The organism is Paenibacillus roseus, from assembly GCF_016424485.1.
Classification (GTDB): domain Bacteria; phylum Bacillota; class Bacilli; order Paenibacillales; family Paenibacillaceae; genus Paenibacillus_D; species Paenibacillus_D roseus.
Map to the genome: position 1 here is coordinate 143,486 of NZ_JAELUP010000103.1, position 16,112 is coordinate 159,597.

General features: G+C 47.4%; 10 protein-coding genes and 1 pseudogene. All 11 read left to right on the forward strand.

Annotation, left to right across the window (positions count from 1 at the left end):
• The first annotated feature begins 97 nt into the window (after positions 1-97).
• The 11 genes and pseudogenes from fabF to JFN88_RS17645 all read left to right on the forward strand — a co-directional run bounded on the left by fabF (position 98) and on the right by JFN88_RS17645 (position 16,110).
• Positions 98-1,333: a beta-ketoacyl-ACP synthase II gene (gene fabF / locus JFN88_RS17600; RefSeq protein ID WP_199020608.1), complete on the forward strand. Its 1,236-nt coding sequence runs from the start codon at positions 98-100 to the stop codon at positions 1,331-1,333.
• A gap of 443 nt (positions 1,334-1,776) precedes the next feature.
• Complete coding sequence (locus JFN88_RS17605; RefSeq protein ID WP_199020609.1) at positions 1,777-2,469, forward strand: M24 family metallopeptidase; 693 nt, start codon at positions 1,777-1,779, stop codon at positions 2,467-2,469.
• Between the two features lie 371 nt (positions 2,470-2,840).
• Positions 2,841-3,776 carry a copper amine oxidase N-terminal domain-containing protein gene (locus JFN88_RS17610; RefSeq protein ID WP_199020610.1) on the forward strand — a complete coding sequence of 312 codons (936 nt, stop codon included), beginning with the start codon at positions 2,841-2,843 and terminating at the stop codon, positions 3,774-3,776.
• Positions 3,777-4,716: 940 nt separating this feature from the next.
• Positions 4,717-9,990: a glycoside hydrolase family 78 protein gene (locus JFN88_RS17615; protein ID WP_199020611.1), complete on the forward strand. Its 5,274-nt coding sequence runs from the start codon at positions 4,717-4,719 to the stop codon at positions 9,988-9,990.
• Between the two features lie 228 nt (positions 9,991-10,218).
• A complete protein-coding gene (locus JFN88_RS17620) occupies positions 10,219-10,959 on the forward strand; it encodes an NAD-dependent protein deacylase (RefSeq protein WP_199020612.1) in 741 nt (246 codons plus the stop codon).
• A gap of 162 nt (positions 10,960-11,121) precedes the next feature.
• Positions 11,122-11,823 carry an RNA polymerase sporulation sigma factor SigK gene (sigK, locus tag JFN88_RS17625; protein ID WP_199020613.1) on the forward strand — a complete coding sequence of 234 codons (702 nt, stop codon included), beginning with the start codon at positions 11,122-11,124 and terminating at the stop codon, positions 11,821-11,823.
• Positions 11,824-12,272: 449 nt separating this feature from the next.
• Entirely contained in the window at positions 12,273-12,452 is a 180-nt protein-coding gene (locus tag JFN88_RS17630; RefSeq protein ID WP_199021358.1) for a hypothetical protein, read from the forward strand.
• Entirely contained in the window at positions 12,445-13,083 is a 639-nt protein-coding gene (locus JFN88_RS17635) for an ATPase (RefSeq protein WP_199020614.1), read from the forward strand. Before JFN88_RS17630 ends, JFN88_RS17635 begins: the two co-directional genes overlap by 8 nt.
• A 5-nt stretch (positions 13,084-13,088) precedes the next feature.
• A pseudogene (locus JFN88_RS24670) lies at positions 13,089-13,175 on the forward strand (flagellar biosynthesis protein FliA); the annotation flags it as partial.
• 98 nt (positions 13,176-13,273) lie between these two features.
• A complete protein-coding gene (locus tag JFN88_RS17640) occupies positions 13,274-14,284 on the forward strand; it encodes a substrate-binding domain-containing protein (RefSeq protein WP_199020615.1) in 1,011 nt (336 codons plus the stop codon).
• A gap of 20 nt (positions 14,285-14,304) precedes the next feature.
• Positions 14,305-16,110: a cache domain-containing sensor histidine kinase gene (locus JFN88_RS17645; RefSeq protein ID WP_199020616.1), complete on the forward strand. Its 1,806-nt coding sequence runs from the start codon at positions 14,305-14,307 to the stop codon at positions 16,108-16,110.
• The last annotated feature ends 2 nt before the right edge of the window (positions 16,111-16,112 follow it).

Consider the following 16,112-nt stretch of genomic DNA (forward strand, 5'->3'; position numbering starts at 1 on the left):
TATACCCGTATAATTAACAACTTGTAATAGGATAACGAATGTGCCATGATACGGGATATAGAGCTTGACCGACAAAGGATAGCAAGGAGGAATAAAGATGGGGAGAGTTGTAATTACCGGAATGGGAGTTATTTCGCCGCTGGGCAATGATGTCGACAGCTTTTGGCAGGGCATATCTGCCGGGAAATCCGGGATCGGACGAATCGATACGTTTGACGTTTCTTCCCATAAATCGCAAATTGCCGGTCTGGTAAAAGACTTTGACGCAGAAGCCCGTTTCGGGCGCAAAGAGGCGCGCCGGATGGACCGCTTCAGCCAATTTGCAATGGCTGCTGCCGAGCAGGCTTTGGCGAATTCCGGCTTGAACCTGGACGAGGTAGACCGTGAGCGGATGGGGGTCTATGTGGGCTCAGGAATTGGCGGCATCCAGACGCTGTTGGAGCAGGAAGCAACGCTAAGGGGAAGAGGACCGAACCGCGTCAGCCCGCTGCTGGTGCCGATGATGATCTCTAATATGGCGGCTGCGATGATCAGTATTCGTTATGGAGCCATGGGACCGACGATGTCCCCGGTGACGGCATGTTCTATCGGCAACACCGCGATCGGGGAGGCCTTCAGGCTTATCCGCAGCGGCATTACGGATATTATGATTGCCGGAGGAGCGGAGGCGGCTATTACGGAAATTTCCCTGGCGGGGTTCGGCAATGCTACTGCTGTCTCCACACGCAACGATGCGCCGCAGCAAGCAAGCCGCCCGTTCGATGCCGGTCGCGATGGATTCGTCATGGCTGAGGGAGCCGGTATTCTGGTACTCGAGTCACTGTCTCATGCACAGCAGCGCGGCGCGACTATTTATGGCGAGGTAGTCGGTTACGGAGCAAGCTCTGACGCTTATCATATGGTGGCCACGCACCCGGAAGGCCACGGCCCGTATCTGGCGATGAAGGCAGCGATGCGCGAAGCGAATGTTCGCCCAGATGAGGTTGATGTCATCAGCGCACATGCCACAAGTACGGGGGTTGGCGATCAGTCGGAGACCGCAGCGATCAAAAAAGCGTTTGGCGACTACGCATCTAAAATTCCGGTGACGGCCAACAAATCGATGACCGGGCACATGCTTGGAGCTGCTGGCGGGGCAGAGGCGATCGCTCTCGTCAAAAGCCTGGGCACAGGAATCATCCCGCCGACAATCAATCAGGAGGAACCGGACCCGCTATGCGATCTCGATTATGTACCGAACAAGGCCAGAGAGGCGAAGCTGTCCATCGGCCTCTCGAATTCGTTTGGATTTGGCGGACATAATGCGGTTATAGTATTGAAAAAATGGGTGTAAGCTCATAAAGCATAGGCCCGGCAAAGCTGTTTGCGCTTGCTTGGGCTTTTTGATTTCCGGGCCTACATGCTTGCTCTATATTCCGAAGGGGTCTGTCCGTACCGCTTGCGGAAGAGTTGGGAGAAGTGGCATTCTTCAATCAGCGCTCCCAGCTCTGCTTCTTCTGTTTGGCATCTTATATAGGTTGAACGAAAGAAAAATAGGTAAGCCGGAATGTGAAAGGATTCTGGAGAGCTGAGCACTCGCCTTTGTTCCCAGATTTACGTTGTTTTTATCATTCATTCAAAAAGTCCGGGAACAACAGCATTCGGAAGAACCTTTTACACGCAGGTCTTGCCTGACATTCTTTCGTTAGAACGAGAATTTGATTGAAATTTGGATCGTGTGAATATTTGTCATATAATAGAGTTCCAGAGAAATTTGAAAAACAGGAGAGTGGAGTATTGGAAGCATCTTTAGAGAAACGTTATGCTTCGCTTCGTGAGGCGGAGAGCAAGGCCAGAGAATTGTTCAGGGCTATTGAGGAGAAGGGCATTATTCGCAGCGGGGCGACGGAAAAACAGATCAATCGAGATATTTACAATTTGGCTTTTGAAATGTTTGGCATCAAAAAATATTGGCATAAGCGGATCGTGCGCGCGGGGAAAAATACTTTGCACCCCTATAATGAGAATCCGCCCGACCTGCTGGTAACCGAGGACGACATTGTTTTCCTTGATTTTGGACCGATCTTTGAGGATTGGGAGGCAGATTTTGGCCGGACGTATGTGCTTGGAGAGGACCCGGTCAAGCACAAGCTCCGGGATGATATCGCCCAGGCGTGGGAGGATGGAAAGGCTTATTACAAGTCCAAGCCGGACATTACAGGCAGTGAGCTATACGCCTATGTCTGCGAGTTGGCTCGCAAGTATGGCTGGGAATTCGGAAATATTCATGCTGGCCATCTAATCGGTGAATTTCCGCACGAGCAGGTACAAGGTGAAGAGGTTGAAAATTATATCCACCCGGATAACCACATTCCGATGCGTGACCCGGATAAAAACGGCCTGTTGCGGGACTGGATTTTGGAGATTCATTTTGTTGACCGCGAGCGGGAAATCGGAGGATTCATCGAGCATCTGTTGTCGGTGGATTGATAGGGAAGCTTTTGTTGGCCGACCGGTGGAGTTTTTGGGAATGAGCACGTAATTGTGCTAGGATATATTTGCAAGAACGGTAGGTTAATAAAAAATTGAAGCTCACGGAGGCTGCTCAGTTGCAAGTAACTTCGCCAAGAGTTGTTGTGTGTTGACATTGTGGACACTGTTTATATAAATAAATAGACTGAACTCTTTTAATAGAATAAAATGGTTGTATTTATAGATATACTCTTTTATACTGGGAATAGGATAACTCAACAAATAAGTCGGAAGCACCGGCCACAAGGATATCCCTTGTTGGCTTGTGCTTTTTTTTAGTGGGTATTTCGGACTACGAATGTATTTTTATATAAAAAGGGGATCTTGTGATGATGAAGAAACTGATGGCTGTGATGGTGGCAGGAGCAATTTTATTTCCTGGAATTGCAGTTCCGATGGTGGACGCAGCGGTTCTTATTGCCGGAAATACTGGCAAGCAGGGGGTTACTACTTTCAAAACTGATGTATCCCTGGAAGTTTTATATGATGCGCGGCGTATCAAATTTGATATTCCACCTAAAATGGTTCAGGGTAGTGTTCTTGTGCCGATCCGTTTCGTTGCAGAAAACATCGGTGGCAAGCTGGATGTTAATGGAAAAGAAATCACAGTTACTAAAGGAGATAAAGTTCTCAAACTTAGTATGGACTCGAACAAGGCGTTCTTCAATGGGAAAGCTGTAACGCTGGCCCAGCCGGCCATTGTAGACAGAGGTCGTACACTGGTGCCTTTAAGAGCCGTTAGTGAAGGATTAGGCGTCGATGTGGAGTGGGATCAGTTGAATCAATATGTGTGGATTGGAAGCAAGGATGTGCCGAAGATTGAAGATGTGATTACGCCGGTGGATGCGAAACCTTATTTGAAGTATTATCCGGAGGATGCTCCAATCCTCACAATTTTTGGGGCGGGAGGGAAGAAAAAAACTACCATGCGACTAGTAAACACGGATGATTTTCCTTTAGTGATGGGGAATAATATTATTGTATACAGATTGGATAAATCTTCAGGCTCAGATGGCAAGGATTTCATAAGATTTTCCTCATCAACCAAGGGGAATATGGGAAATGGACTGCTCTTAATGCAAAGTAATTCCTTTCGTTTTCAACGTCCATATACAACTGAATTTGGCACAAAAATACCAACATTAGACTATATCCCGATTGACTACTATGGCGATAAAGAGACTACTTGGTTAAAAAATATTGATTATATCGGAATAAACTTAGGCTCTGACTCTTTAATTGCAATAAAAAATGAGTGGAGGTAATCCACGGGTGAAACGAAGGTTAAAAGGAATACCATTAGTTTTAATACTTACGTTCATTTTTGAAATGATTTCTCCGTTTGTACCACTATGGAGTGAATTAAGGACAATAGAGGCTGCCCCAGATTTCGGGAATGCTGCAATTAAACCTTATCCTGTTGGAAGTAAACGATACGCAGTCGGGTTTATGTACTATGAAGCTTGGAGTAATACAAGAGGACAATTCACTAACATTGGCCCGGGAGATGTTGTTCCCGTAGACTTACTTTATCATACTTATAACTTCTCTTTCCCAGGGCGGAAAGTAACGAATGTTAAAGTGTATAAATTTAATCCCGCTAACGCAGATCATAAATTGTATTTTAACGAATCTAGGTTTCAGCAAGATTATGAAACCTTTGCTTGGTATATTTCCAAATCAGTCAATGATCCTATTGTGTCCAACATCTCAGGTATTGGGACCAGTAGTGTTACATTTAAAGTTAATTTATCTGGTGAGTTAACTATAGACCGCCATGAGGACATGACAGGATCAGAATACTGCACTGAAATAGTAACTGTAAACGGGAAGCAACAGCCTCGTTGTTCGCCTGGAGCCAAAGTATATCGTTACTATTTCCCAGTTGTATTTGAGTATCACTTAGAAGGCCAGATGATTGTGCAGCATTATACAACGAATGGCCAAAGCTTAGCGAGTGTATTACCTACTCAAACATCTGATATGCAAATCGGCAAACTCTACCCACTTACCCCACCAAGTCATAAGGACTACACTTATGAGGGTTATAAAGAAAATAGCGAGGGTATTCCTGATGGGAATATTAAAAAGGGCACTCCTAATATTTATTACAATGGTAGTTACGATACTCATAGAATTAACTTTTACTATACAAAGATCGAAAGTCCTCCGCCTCAAACACAAGCAGAAATCAAGATTAGACATATGGTAAGGACAAGCCCTACCGGCAGCTACAGCTTGGCAGATGAAAGTTCAGAAGTCGTTGGCACACTCCCGGCAACCAGGACGATAACCGCTAATACTACTTACGGAACCGTTCAAGGCTACAACGTTGATTACTCAACTTACAAAAACACGGTTAATAGCGGCAGTTTAGCATCCGTAAGTTTGTCAACCGCCAATAAGACGGCGTTTGTGTCTTTTTTCTATGAAAAAACCAATAATTCAGGTAAGTATACTTCGGATTTTTGGATCAACCCGGGAACGATTGAATTCAGAGAAACCTTCCACTTCATACCGCAAATCTCGGTCAGTGGGTGTACGTATTATTCACACCGTTACCGAATTGTTCGCGGCAGCAGCAGTGTAGTGACCAATCCGGTTTATGGCATAAACACTACATCTACTTTCAGCTATGATAAATATCCTTCGGTCATTGCCGCCGGAACGCATAACGTCTACATTGAGGTCACAACGAGTTGTGGCACATCGGAATGGGTCGGGCCAAAGCAGCTTGTGGTAAGCAGCCCGAAAAATAATCGGCCCCCAGTATTTCAGATTGGGTTCGTTTATCCATGGGCGGATACGATTCCTTTGCAGGAGGTTCTGGAAGGGGAGCTTGTAAACATGATCTATATTATTGATCCGAAAGTTCCCACACCGCATGACCCGGATGGAGATGACCTATATTTCGAGGGATTTGATTTCGAAGGGACAAGCAGTACGTTCCTCAAAACCATTCCTACGGCGTATAAAGATAATTTGTATTTAAATGGTTACAATCGCATCACAATGAGCAGCCCAGGCACCCATTCCATTTCAGCTACGATGAGAGATGTGTTCGGGGCATCGTCAACGGCTTACACCAGTATCAAAGTTGTGTCCAGGAATCCGATTCCGCGCATTGAAGCGCCATCGGAAGTCATCGTCAATCGCCCGTTAAAGCCGAATGCGATCCATGGGCAGAACAGCACCGCAGCTTTGAATAAAACGATTCGCGACTATCACTGGACGAATAAACAAGACAAGTATTCCCAACTGGGGACAGAAACCGTGGAGCTGGAGGTTACGGACAGTGGGGGCATCCGCAGTTTGCCGAAAGACAAAGCGAAAGTCATGATAAACGTCGTGCCAGATCGGCCGCCTGTTGCACAACTCGAGCTTCCTCAACGAATATTACGTGGACCGGTTGATATTCTCAATAAGTCTTATAGCCCGGACAAAGATGAGATCATTCGCAGTGAGCTGACCATCTGGTATGATGCGGATAACAGCGGTAAATTCAATAAAGAGCCGGCAAGAATGACTAATTTGCTCCTGAATGGCACGCATAAGTTTAATCCGGTCAAGGTAGGGAAATATCGCTTCCAGATCGAGGTCGAGGAGGATTGGGGATTAAAGGACAAAGCTGTTTATGAGATAGAAGTCGTCAACGAAGCGCCGCAAACGTCTTTCTCTCTGACCAGCGATAGTCCTGAACCGCCGGAGTTTGATATTTTTAATATTGCGCCTACTGCTGTTTTGTTTAAAAATGATTGGGTCGGCTCGACCACGTTTGCGAGCAAAGCCGATAAACTGAACGAAATTTACCTTGGTTATGATGAAGAGACAAATAGCCTGGTGAACCGGTACGGGAAATCGCCATATAAAGCACCGCCGAATAATGCCGAAATGACGAAAGAAGAACGAAAAGAACCTTACGCAAGTAATGGTCAACTATTCAATATTCCCTATTTGCATTCCGGGGTATCCGGGTCAAAGAAAACATTCAGTGGTGTATTTGGTTCCATTTCATATACCGAAATATCGTCAAGCTATAATTTAAAAGAAGAATACTTCTCGGAAAAGCAGAGGACATCGGGAGACAAGATGTACCTCATTCATGATCGGTTGGGCGGATCGTATCAGACGGCCTGTCGATATTACCGGCAAAACGAGGATACGCATTTGTGGAAATGTTTTTTAACGCGAACGGATACCGATGGCAAGAAATCCTGGACGTATGAGACTGAAAAAGTGGAGACGTCTAGTAAAAGTGATGTTCCCCTTGAAATTGGTGGAGGAAAGTATAAAGGTGGAATCGCGATCAGCGATGATGGTCTGAAAATCGGGTTTCATGAAACCGTTGTTTCCGGAGGTCTTGTAGATCGTGTGCTGAAGTGGTATGAAATCGAAACCCTTCGACCTTTTGCAGGCAATGTAAGCAGCGGCCCTGTTCCAACGAAAAATGATTTGGAAGAATCCAGTTATAATTCAACTACAGGGGTATCGATAAAGAAAAAATTGCTGTTTGAAGATGATGAAGTCGCGATCAAATCCATAAAGATATCTGAGAACTATCAACGGGATTACAATGTCTACTCCTATGATTACACAGAAAGGCTGGAGACCTATAACAAGCTGACCAACACGACTAAAACCTATACCGTCTATGAGAAAAAGAAAATGACGGACCGCAGCTATGGTAGTTCTTGTGGCGTATGGACCGGCGGAAGTATGGGGTATACGTTTGACTTTTTGGGGGTCGGTTACGCCACCTCACAAGACGGGATCACCTATATTGTAGATGCCTTCAACAAAATTCATATTGTAGCGAAGGATGGCACGCTTATTAAGGTAGTACCGACTTTGCAAAAATATCCTCAAACGACGTATAAGTGCGATGGCGGGAATATTGACAACTATGAGTATTCGATCAAGGATATTGGATTTGGCGCTGACGGGGAATTTTATGTAATATTGCAAGAAAAATATTTTGAACAACGGGGATCTATCAGGAACAATCAATCGTACATCTCCATTACACCGAATGCCTATTACAAACAATACCTGTATAGCAGTAAAGGGCAAGTATCGGTAGAGACGAATGCAGACGAGTTGGGACAAGTCCTGAAAAAAGATACATCCATCGCGGATGCCGACTTCACTTTTGAATTCCAGCAGTCTATGGCGGTCAGCACGCATCCATCCGGATTTGCCTTCCGCGCGCAGAACCATCAAAATATGTACCGGCTGGAGCTGTACAATCATAAAGCGGAACTGGTCAAAGTAGTCAATGGCAAACGGACTTCGTTGGGATCGGCGCCAATTAGTGTGAGGGGCGATCAGTTTTTGCATATGAAACTATCTGTACGACGCGATAAAATTAAAATTCGCTCTCAAGGGCTGCCGCTGTTCGATGTAACGGACAAAACCTTCAAGGCGGGCAGCTACGGCTATTTCTTTAATGCGCCGGGAACGAAATTCCGCAATCTGCAAGTGGCCGTCCCCATCGTTGATCCGAATAAAATCGATGATGTCGGGATCGTAGGCGAGGAATTGACCTATAACACCTTGTTTGAAGATATAGAAAAGGATGCTCAAGTACCGGGACTGGATGAGTGGACGTATGTTCATAGCCAACCGAATAAGTTCCTGGATGCCAAGGATGGCTATTCAGGGCGTTCCCAATATCATGAGATGACGTTCAAAGAGCCACTGTCCCAGTTGGATAAGGTCGGGCAGTACACCATCACCTATTCAGGTGTCGATGATCCTACACCGTCCGGATACAAGTACCCGGACTCGGAAGCCTTTGCTTCCTATATGCAACGATCGGACCTTTATACGAAGATGGTCATCATTCACCGCAAGCCGATTGCGTTATTCACGATAAAGCAGGATGACAATTTTGTATTGAGCTACACCGACGCCAGCTATGACCCGGACCGCTGGCTCCCGGGGGGAACCTGCTCCAAAGAAGCAACCGGTATCGACTACTGCAGCACAAGAGGAATTACGCAATATAAATGGGCCTACAGTGATCCGGACGGAAAGAGCATGAGTGGCCAACTCAGAAAGCCCACAAAAAAGGGACTCTATACGGTCCGTTTGTCTGTCCAAGACGAGTACGGCGCATGGTCGGATTGGTATGAGCAAGAGATATGGCTGGAAGCGCCGCTGCCGAACACGCCGCCTGTTCCGGGCTTTACTACAACACCGATTACGACCTACCGGAACACGGATATGCGAATCGAATCATCGGCCTACGATATGGAGGACGGCGACCGTCAGAGCATCGAGCACGGTTGGTATATCAAAAACATCTCGACTGGCGGTTCGGAAACCTATCAGAGCAATGCCCGCACGGAATGGATGAAGAGTTTCAACACCGTTGGAACTTTTGCTATTCGTCAGGTGGTCAAAGATTCGGGAGGACTTGCCGCAGAGCTGACCAAGCAAGTATATATTATCAACCGGCAGCCAAGAGCCGAAATCCAGGTTCCTGAAAGCGTCGACCAGAGCAAGCCGACGAAGTTTGATAACCTGCGTCCAACCTTTGAATGGCAGTTCAAAGACGCAGACAGCGTGGACAGGCAAACACAGTATCAAGTACGGATATACAAGTATGGCGGCATACTCCAGTTGGATTCTGGAGAGCGAAGCGGGAATGTCTTGAAGTGGATGCCAACTTCCGACTTGCCAGAGAACATGAACCTGTATGTCCAGGTACGCGTCCATGACGGGATCGAATGGGGCGAGTGGAGCGAGAGGAAATTCTTCTACATCGAAACCAATCGGCCTCCTGTAGCGGATTTTACGTGCACCCCTAATCCGGGATATGAAGGAGATCCGATTATATGCACGAACCGATCTGTGGACCCGGATGGTGATCAGATGACCTATGAATGGCAAATATCCGGCCCGGGGGGCTACAGCAAAACCTATCAAACGGAGCATAGCTCCATTCCGGGAAGTGTAACGGAAAACCGGACGGGAGCGTACACAATCCGTCTGCGGGCAGTGGACCATAAGGGAGCGCCCAATCAGCAGGATGAGGTCCAAACGGTTCAGGTTTTGCCATTAGCATTGACAGCACAGGTTTTGCACACGCCTGAATGGGAAGCACGCCGCGTTCAATGGAATGCCAGGAATCCGAGAGCGCAGCGACAGGCGGATCAGTTTTGGGCAGGAGAAGGGTTTGTACTTCAGGCTGTGCCTACAGCCACCTCATCTGCCGGAGGCAGCTTGACATCAGCTGTCAGTATACGTGCTGAGTCTGCGGGGATTGGCAGCACTGACTTAACCAGACAGGGAGCCTCGTGGAAAGGATATTTGGGGGAGCGGGAAGCGAATATCAGACTGGAGGAGTTGCAAGACGGCAGCTACACCTTCGTCTTTACGGTTACGTATAGCAACGGCATCAAGAAATCCGCGACCGTGACGATCCGCATCACCAATAACTGGAGCGATGTTATCCAGCTTCACCGCAGGTACTAGCTCCAATTCAGTAATCGCGCGATGAAACTCCTTGCTGTTCCTCTTTGGGACAGCAGGGAGTTGTTGTCTCATCAGGGGGAATCCAGCGGCTATTATTCATTATTCAAAAAATCAGAATTTTAGTTTCAGACGTTAATCCAGGAATCCTAGTTGTGCCTCGCTTTTGTTCGCCAACATGGGTTACAATGACAGAACCTAGAGTAATGGTAAAAGGGGTGGGCAGTCAGAATGCATGGAAACTCTAACTTCTACGAATTAAAGCAACTTGTGGAGCAAAGTGAGCGGATTGTCTTTTTTGGCGGGGCAGGCACGTCGACAGAAAGTGGAATTCCGGACTTCAGGTCGGCAGAAGGATTGTTCAATAATCGGGAGAACCGCAAGCTGGCACCGGAGGAAATGCTCAGTCGGGACTTTTTCATAGCGCATCCTGAGGATTTCTATCTATTCTACACCTCAAAAATGATTTATACGGAAGCCAAACCGAACAAGGCGCATCTGGCATTGGCGGAGCTTGAACGGGATGGGAAATTGAAGGCGGTTATTACCCAAAATATTGACGGACTGCATCAGCTAGCAGGAAGCCGGAATGTGCTGGAGCTCCATGGCTCTGTGCACCGGAACTATTGTATGGATTGCGGAGAATCGTATCCGTTATCGGCGGTAGTCGAGGCTAGAGGAGCCGTTCCTCGTTGCAGCATTTGCAACGGAATTATTAAGCCGGATGTGGTGCTCTATCAGGAAAGCCTCGATATGGAGGTGCTGGAGCGGGCCGCGATGCATATTAGCAAGGCCGACATGCTGATTGTCGCAGGTACTTCGCTGACCGTACAGCCAGCTGCTGGTTTGGTTCGGCTGTACAAAGGGGATCGACTGGTGCTTATCAACAAAAGCGCAACACCGATGGACAGGCTGGCTAAAATTTTGGTGCAGGACAGCATCGGCAAGGTGCTGGATGCTATAATTCGGTAAAAGCGGTAGACCCGTTATAACAGAATTCGTTACAATCGGCGGCGTACAGGCACGAATGGGCGCATACCCACATACACTAAAGAACAGACTTCAATGTTCGCCTGAGTACGGGATCTTGCAACTTTCCCTGATCAGGTAATACAGCGTGGAGGTGGCCGATTCATGCCAGGATTGTTCGCGACGATTGCCATGTTCATTAAGCAACTGTCGCTGCTTGTTTCGTATGTCAAAAACAATGCATTTCCACAGCCGCTGCAAGAAGAAGAGGAAGCGAAGCATCTGAAGCTGTTTGCCGAGGGCAATCAGCATTCCCGTAATTTGCTGATCGAGCATAATTTGCGGCTAGTTGCTCACATTGTCAAAAAATTCGACAATACCGGCGAGGATCTGGAGGATCTGATCTCCATTGGAACAATTGGTCTGATTAAAGCAATTGAAAGCTATCAGGCCGGGAAAGGGACCAAGCTGGCAACCTTTGCGGCTCGTTGTATAGAAAACGAAATCCTCATGCATCTTCGGTCGCTAAAGAAGACACGCAAGGATGTATCCCTGCATGACCCGATTGGTACGGACAAGGAAGGCAATGAAATTACATTGATTGATATTCTGGGCACAGAAACGGATGACGTAGTTGACAAGGTGCAGCTAAAAATTGAGAAGAGCAAAATCTATAAAAATCTCGATATTCTGGATGATCGGGAAAAGGAAGTTGTCGTTGGCCGCTTCGGCCTGGAAGCGGGAGGAGAGGAACGCACGCAGCGGGAAATTGCCAAGGAGCTTGGCATTAGCCGTTCCTATGTCTCACGCATCGAGAAGAGGGCGTTAATGAAGCTATATCATGAGTTTTACAAGGCGAAGGGATGAGCTTTAGAGACTGAGACTGACGTATCGAGAAGATACGTCTTTTTTCTTGACATTATAGAATTTATAAAATTTCGAGGTGGAGTTGTCTTCCGCCTCGTTTTTATTTTTGGTATGGTAGGAGTATGGAGCCGAACAAGGGAGAAGTCTGGCTTAAAGATGGAGAATTACAGGTGAAGTACGCCAAGGCGTTATGACGCCGGAGTATTACAAAGGTATTCACGGGAATGAATACAGAATAGAGGAAACAAAAAAAACAACGGAACGTAAGGAAACTTCTAACGTTCAGTTGCTTCGTATTCTAAAAAGTGGCAGTACGAACTTAAAGGACACCCTCAGGCGTTTTTCTTATTTTCGTGTTGTATTAAGATAGTGGTCAGCAGAGTAATTATTAATTACGCTTTTTTATATGCTATACTCAAACTACAAGTTGAATCAAGGCGGTGACACCAATGATGAATCGTACGCAGGATTTATCTAAATTAATCCGATTAACGGGCGATCGTGCCAAATTAGATGCGAAAGCAAATGGAACATACATTGTGTATAAAACTACAGATGGTCATATCGTTAGAGAGTATGCTACGGGTGAGATTGTGCGAATGAGTAAGCAGGACTTGCATCATGAGTGATGTGAATGCTACAATGTTTGATTTTTCTGGCAATAATGGAAGTGGTAAGAGTACAATTCGAAACTTAATTGTAGATAAACTTGGGGTAAGCATCAATATTGATCCTGATGCATTAGCACGCAAAATTGACAATATGAATCCTGAAAAACGAAAAGTATCTGCAGGCAAAGAAGCAATAAGATTAGTTAGAGAATGTATTCGTAATAAGTGGGATTTTACCGTCGAAACGACTTTAGCAGGTGGCAACGTAATCCGTCATATGCAAGAAGCGAAGGGTCATGGCTTTGAGATCATCATGTTCTATGTAGGACTAGGAGATGTTCAACTTAATATTGAGCGTGTTGCTACACGTGTGAAGAATGGTGGTCATCATATCGATACGGAAGATATCATTCGACGTGATGGTACGAGTATGAAAAACCTTCTTCAAAATATGTTTTTAATCGATCATTTAGTCGTCATAGACAATAGTAAAGTTGTTGGTGAAATGATTATTGAAGCGGATTTGAGTGCAATAAAGTATCACGTTGATGAGTTGCCAGAGTGGGCGCAAGTTATTGAAAGATCCGTATTGTTGAGGAATAATCACTGGAAAGAGCAAACTAGCTCGAGCATGTTGGAGTTCGTTTAGTTTTTTTGACATCGTTTCGTGATCACATTGTCAAAAAATTTGACAATACCGGCGAGGATCTGGAGGATCTGATCTCCATTGGAACAATTGGTGGATCGTCCTACACTAAGTTGAACAATAAAAACCAGCTAATTTCTCTTGAGTGTGTATAATAACTAGACAGATTTATTGAACGAAAAGAGGGTTCCAGATGAAGAAGTGGACATGGCTGTATTTGCTCTTGATCGGAGCGTATACGATTTATGCGCTCAATTTCTTCTACAGCAAGGGAAGCGCCGGGCAGCGGGTGGACGAGATTGGGCTTTCCGGAAGTCTGGAAGAGAAGTATGTAATGGTGACGTTCCAGTCCGGAATCGATTATTGGAAGAGCGTGCTCAAAGGGTTCGAGGATGCGGCAGAGCTGCTCAATGTGTCAGTGGAATATCGGGGCTCGGCCCAATATGACGTACGTGAGCAGATGACGGTGCTGGAGCAGGTAATCGCGAAGAAGCCGGCTGGCATCGCTTTAACAGTGATGAACCCGAAAGCGCTTACACCGTCCATCGACAAGGCGGTTGATGCCGGCATTCCGGTTGTGCTGTTCGACTCTGGAGCGCCGCTTAGCAAAGCGTATTCCTTGCTGGCAACAGATAACTACAGCGCCGGCGTGACAGCCGCTCGCACGATGGCGTCGCTCATCGGGGAACGCGGCGATGTTGGCGTTGTGACATTGCCGAACCAACTCAACCATCAGGAGCGGACGAACGGATTCAAGGACACGATTTCCTCGGAATTTCCGAATATGCGACTTGTTGCGGTCAAGGATGGCAAAGGCGATCGCATCGTCTCCCGTGACGCCGCCACAAAAATTATGAAGCAATTCCCGTCGGTCAAAGGCATATTCAACACGGACGCGGTTGGCGGTGTAGGTGTCGCGGATGCGGTCAGGCTGGAGCAGAAGCAAAGCGAAGTGAAAGTGATTGGCTTCGACACCGACAAGGTGACGCTCGATATGGTGCGGGAAGGCGCGATCTCGGCGACGCTGGCACAAGGGGCATGGAATATGGGCTACTGGTCGCTGCAGTTTCTGTTCCATCTGCACCACGGCCTGATCAGTCCGGACAGTGGACAAACGGCGGACGCTTCACCACTGCCGGTCAATGTGGATACCGGCATCACGGTTGTGACAAAAGATAATGTGGCCAATTATTACTTGAAATGACTGGCGGGCGGTGAGAGGCGATGGACAAGATACGCTGGCTGGAACTAAATGATTGGCCGATTCGATACAAGTTGATCATGCACTTTTTGTTGATCTGGATGTTGCCATCCATTGGACTGGGCTTCCTGATCAACTGGACGGTCGATAGCATCATAGAGCGGCAAGTGACGGACAACACGCTGCAGTTAATTGGCAAAGTGAACCGGTCGCTGGAGTATTACGTTGGCAACTTGCAGAATATAACGTACTTTATGTCCAATAACCCTAGTATCCGGCAGTTTCTCGACGGCACCGGAGATGAGAAGCTGGCAGAGGGGAGGAACCATTATGAGACGCGCCAGTTTCTGCAAGGGTTCAGCACGCTCTACTCGGAAGTGGCCGGCATTCTGATCGCGAGTGATAGCGGCGAGTATATTAGCAACGAGTTATATGCAAAAGACGGATATCGGATGACAGACGAATCGTGGTACAAAGAAGCGGTAGACAATCAGGGGATTTTCAAAATCGTCGGACATCCATTCGGTCGGCATATGTTCAGCCATGTCAATTACCGCGATAGCGAAGTCGTCTCTGTCGTCAGAGCGATTGTTGACCCGGACACCCAGCGAGTGCTTGGCGTGGCGCTCATCGATCTGAAGCTGCGTGTCATCGCTGAGGCGGCCAAAGACGTCCGACTCGGCAAATCCGGCTATCTCATGGTGATCGACGATAAGGGGGAGAGCATCTACTCCCCAGCGAAACCGCTTGTTCACGAAATTTCGACGGACTGGTTAGCAGATGGGCCTTCCGGCACGCTGTCCAAAGTGGTAGATGGCAATCGACTACAATTCATCTACTTAAAGTCCGCATTCACGAACTGGACGACGATCGGCGTATTTCTGAAGAGAGAATCGGTATTCGAGGCGCGGGAAATCCAGTTCTATATCGTCAGCTTCGTTTTCCTCGTCTGCCTGTTCGGGATCGCGGCCTCGTACTTGCTGTCCCATTCAATCTCCCGGCCGATCGGGCAACTGACGAACTTCATGCAGAAGGCGGAATCGGGCGATCTGCTGATCCGTTATATTGGCGAACGTCGCGACGAAGTGGGCATGCTCGGCAGAAGCTTCAATCGGATGCTTACCGAGATTAGCAAGTTGATCCACCTGACAGAAAGACAGGAGCGGCAGAAACGGGAAGCGGAGTTAAGAACACTTACGGCGCACATCCGCCCACATTTTCTATACAATACGCTTGATACCATTCATTGGATGGCGCGCCGGCGCGACGCCGAAGATGTGGCTGAGGTGGTGGAGTCGTTATCGAAGTTGTTCCGAATCGGCCTGAGCAAAGGGAGCGATCGGATTCCGCTGGCCGAGGAACTGGCGCATGTAGAGAGCTATATGAAGATCCAGCGGATTCGATATCGCGACAAACTGGCGTTCACAGAAGAAATTCAGCAAGACGCCTTGCACTATTATGTGCCGAAGCTGGTCTTGCAGCCGCTTGTGGAGAACGCGATCTACCATGGCATCAAGGAGCGAAGAGGACCGGGCGTGATAACGCTGGTGGTTAGCGAGGAAGATGGCCTTTTGATGATGCGCGTTTCTGACAACGGCGCGGGCATTAAATGGGATAAACTGGAAAGTATTCGCTCTGGGTTGGCGAAGGCAGGCGGCGCGGGTATGACCGCGCCCGAGGAGGATGCTTCGGCGCAAGTGCAAGGGTATGGCCTGGTGAATGTGCACGAACGGATTAGGCTGACCTATGGCGACGAGTATGGTCTTACGATTGATAGCGAATTTGGCGCTGGAACGACCGTGACAATCGTGTTACCTGCGGAATCGTAAAG

Coding starts and splice junctions, on each gene's coding strand:
- fabF (WP_199020608.1), top strand. CDS start 98: ATGGGGAGAGTTGTAATTACCGGAATGGGAGTTATTTCGCCGCTGGGC.
- JFN88_RS17620 (WP_199020612.1), top strand. CDS start 10,219: ATGCATGGAAACTCTAACTTCTACGAATTAAAGCAACTTGTGGAGCAA.
- JFN88_RS17635 (WP_199020614.1), top strand. CDS start 12,445: ATGAGTGATGTGAATGCTACAATGTTTGATTTTTCTGGCAATAATGGA.
- JFN88_RS17615 (WP_199020611.1), top strand. CDS start 4,717: ATGGTAAGGACAAGCCCTACCGGCAGCTACAGCTTGGCAGATGAAAGT.
- JFN88_RS17645 (WP_199020616.1), top strand. CDS start 14,305: ATGGACAAGATACGCTGGCTGGAACTAAATGATTGGCCGATTCGATAC.
- sigK (WP_199020613.1), top strand. CDS start 11,122: ATGCCAGGATTGTTCGCGACGATTGCCATGTTCATTAAGCAACTGTCG.
- JFN88_RS17630 (WP_199021358.1), top strand. CDS start 12,273: ATGATGAATCGTACGCAGGATTTATCTAAATTAATCCGATTAACGGGC.
- JFN88_RS17640 (WP_199020615.1), top strand. CDS start 13,274: ATGAAGAAGTGGACATGGCTGTATTTGCTCTTGATCGGAGCGTATACG.
- JFN88_RS17610 (WP_199020610.1), top strand. CDS start 2,841: ATGATGAAGAAACTGATGGCTGTGATGGTGGCAGGAGCAATTTTATTT.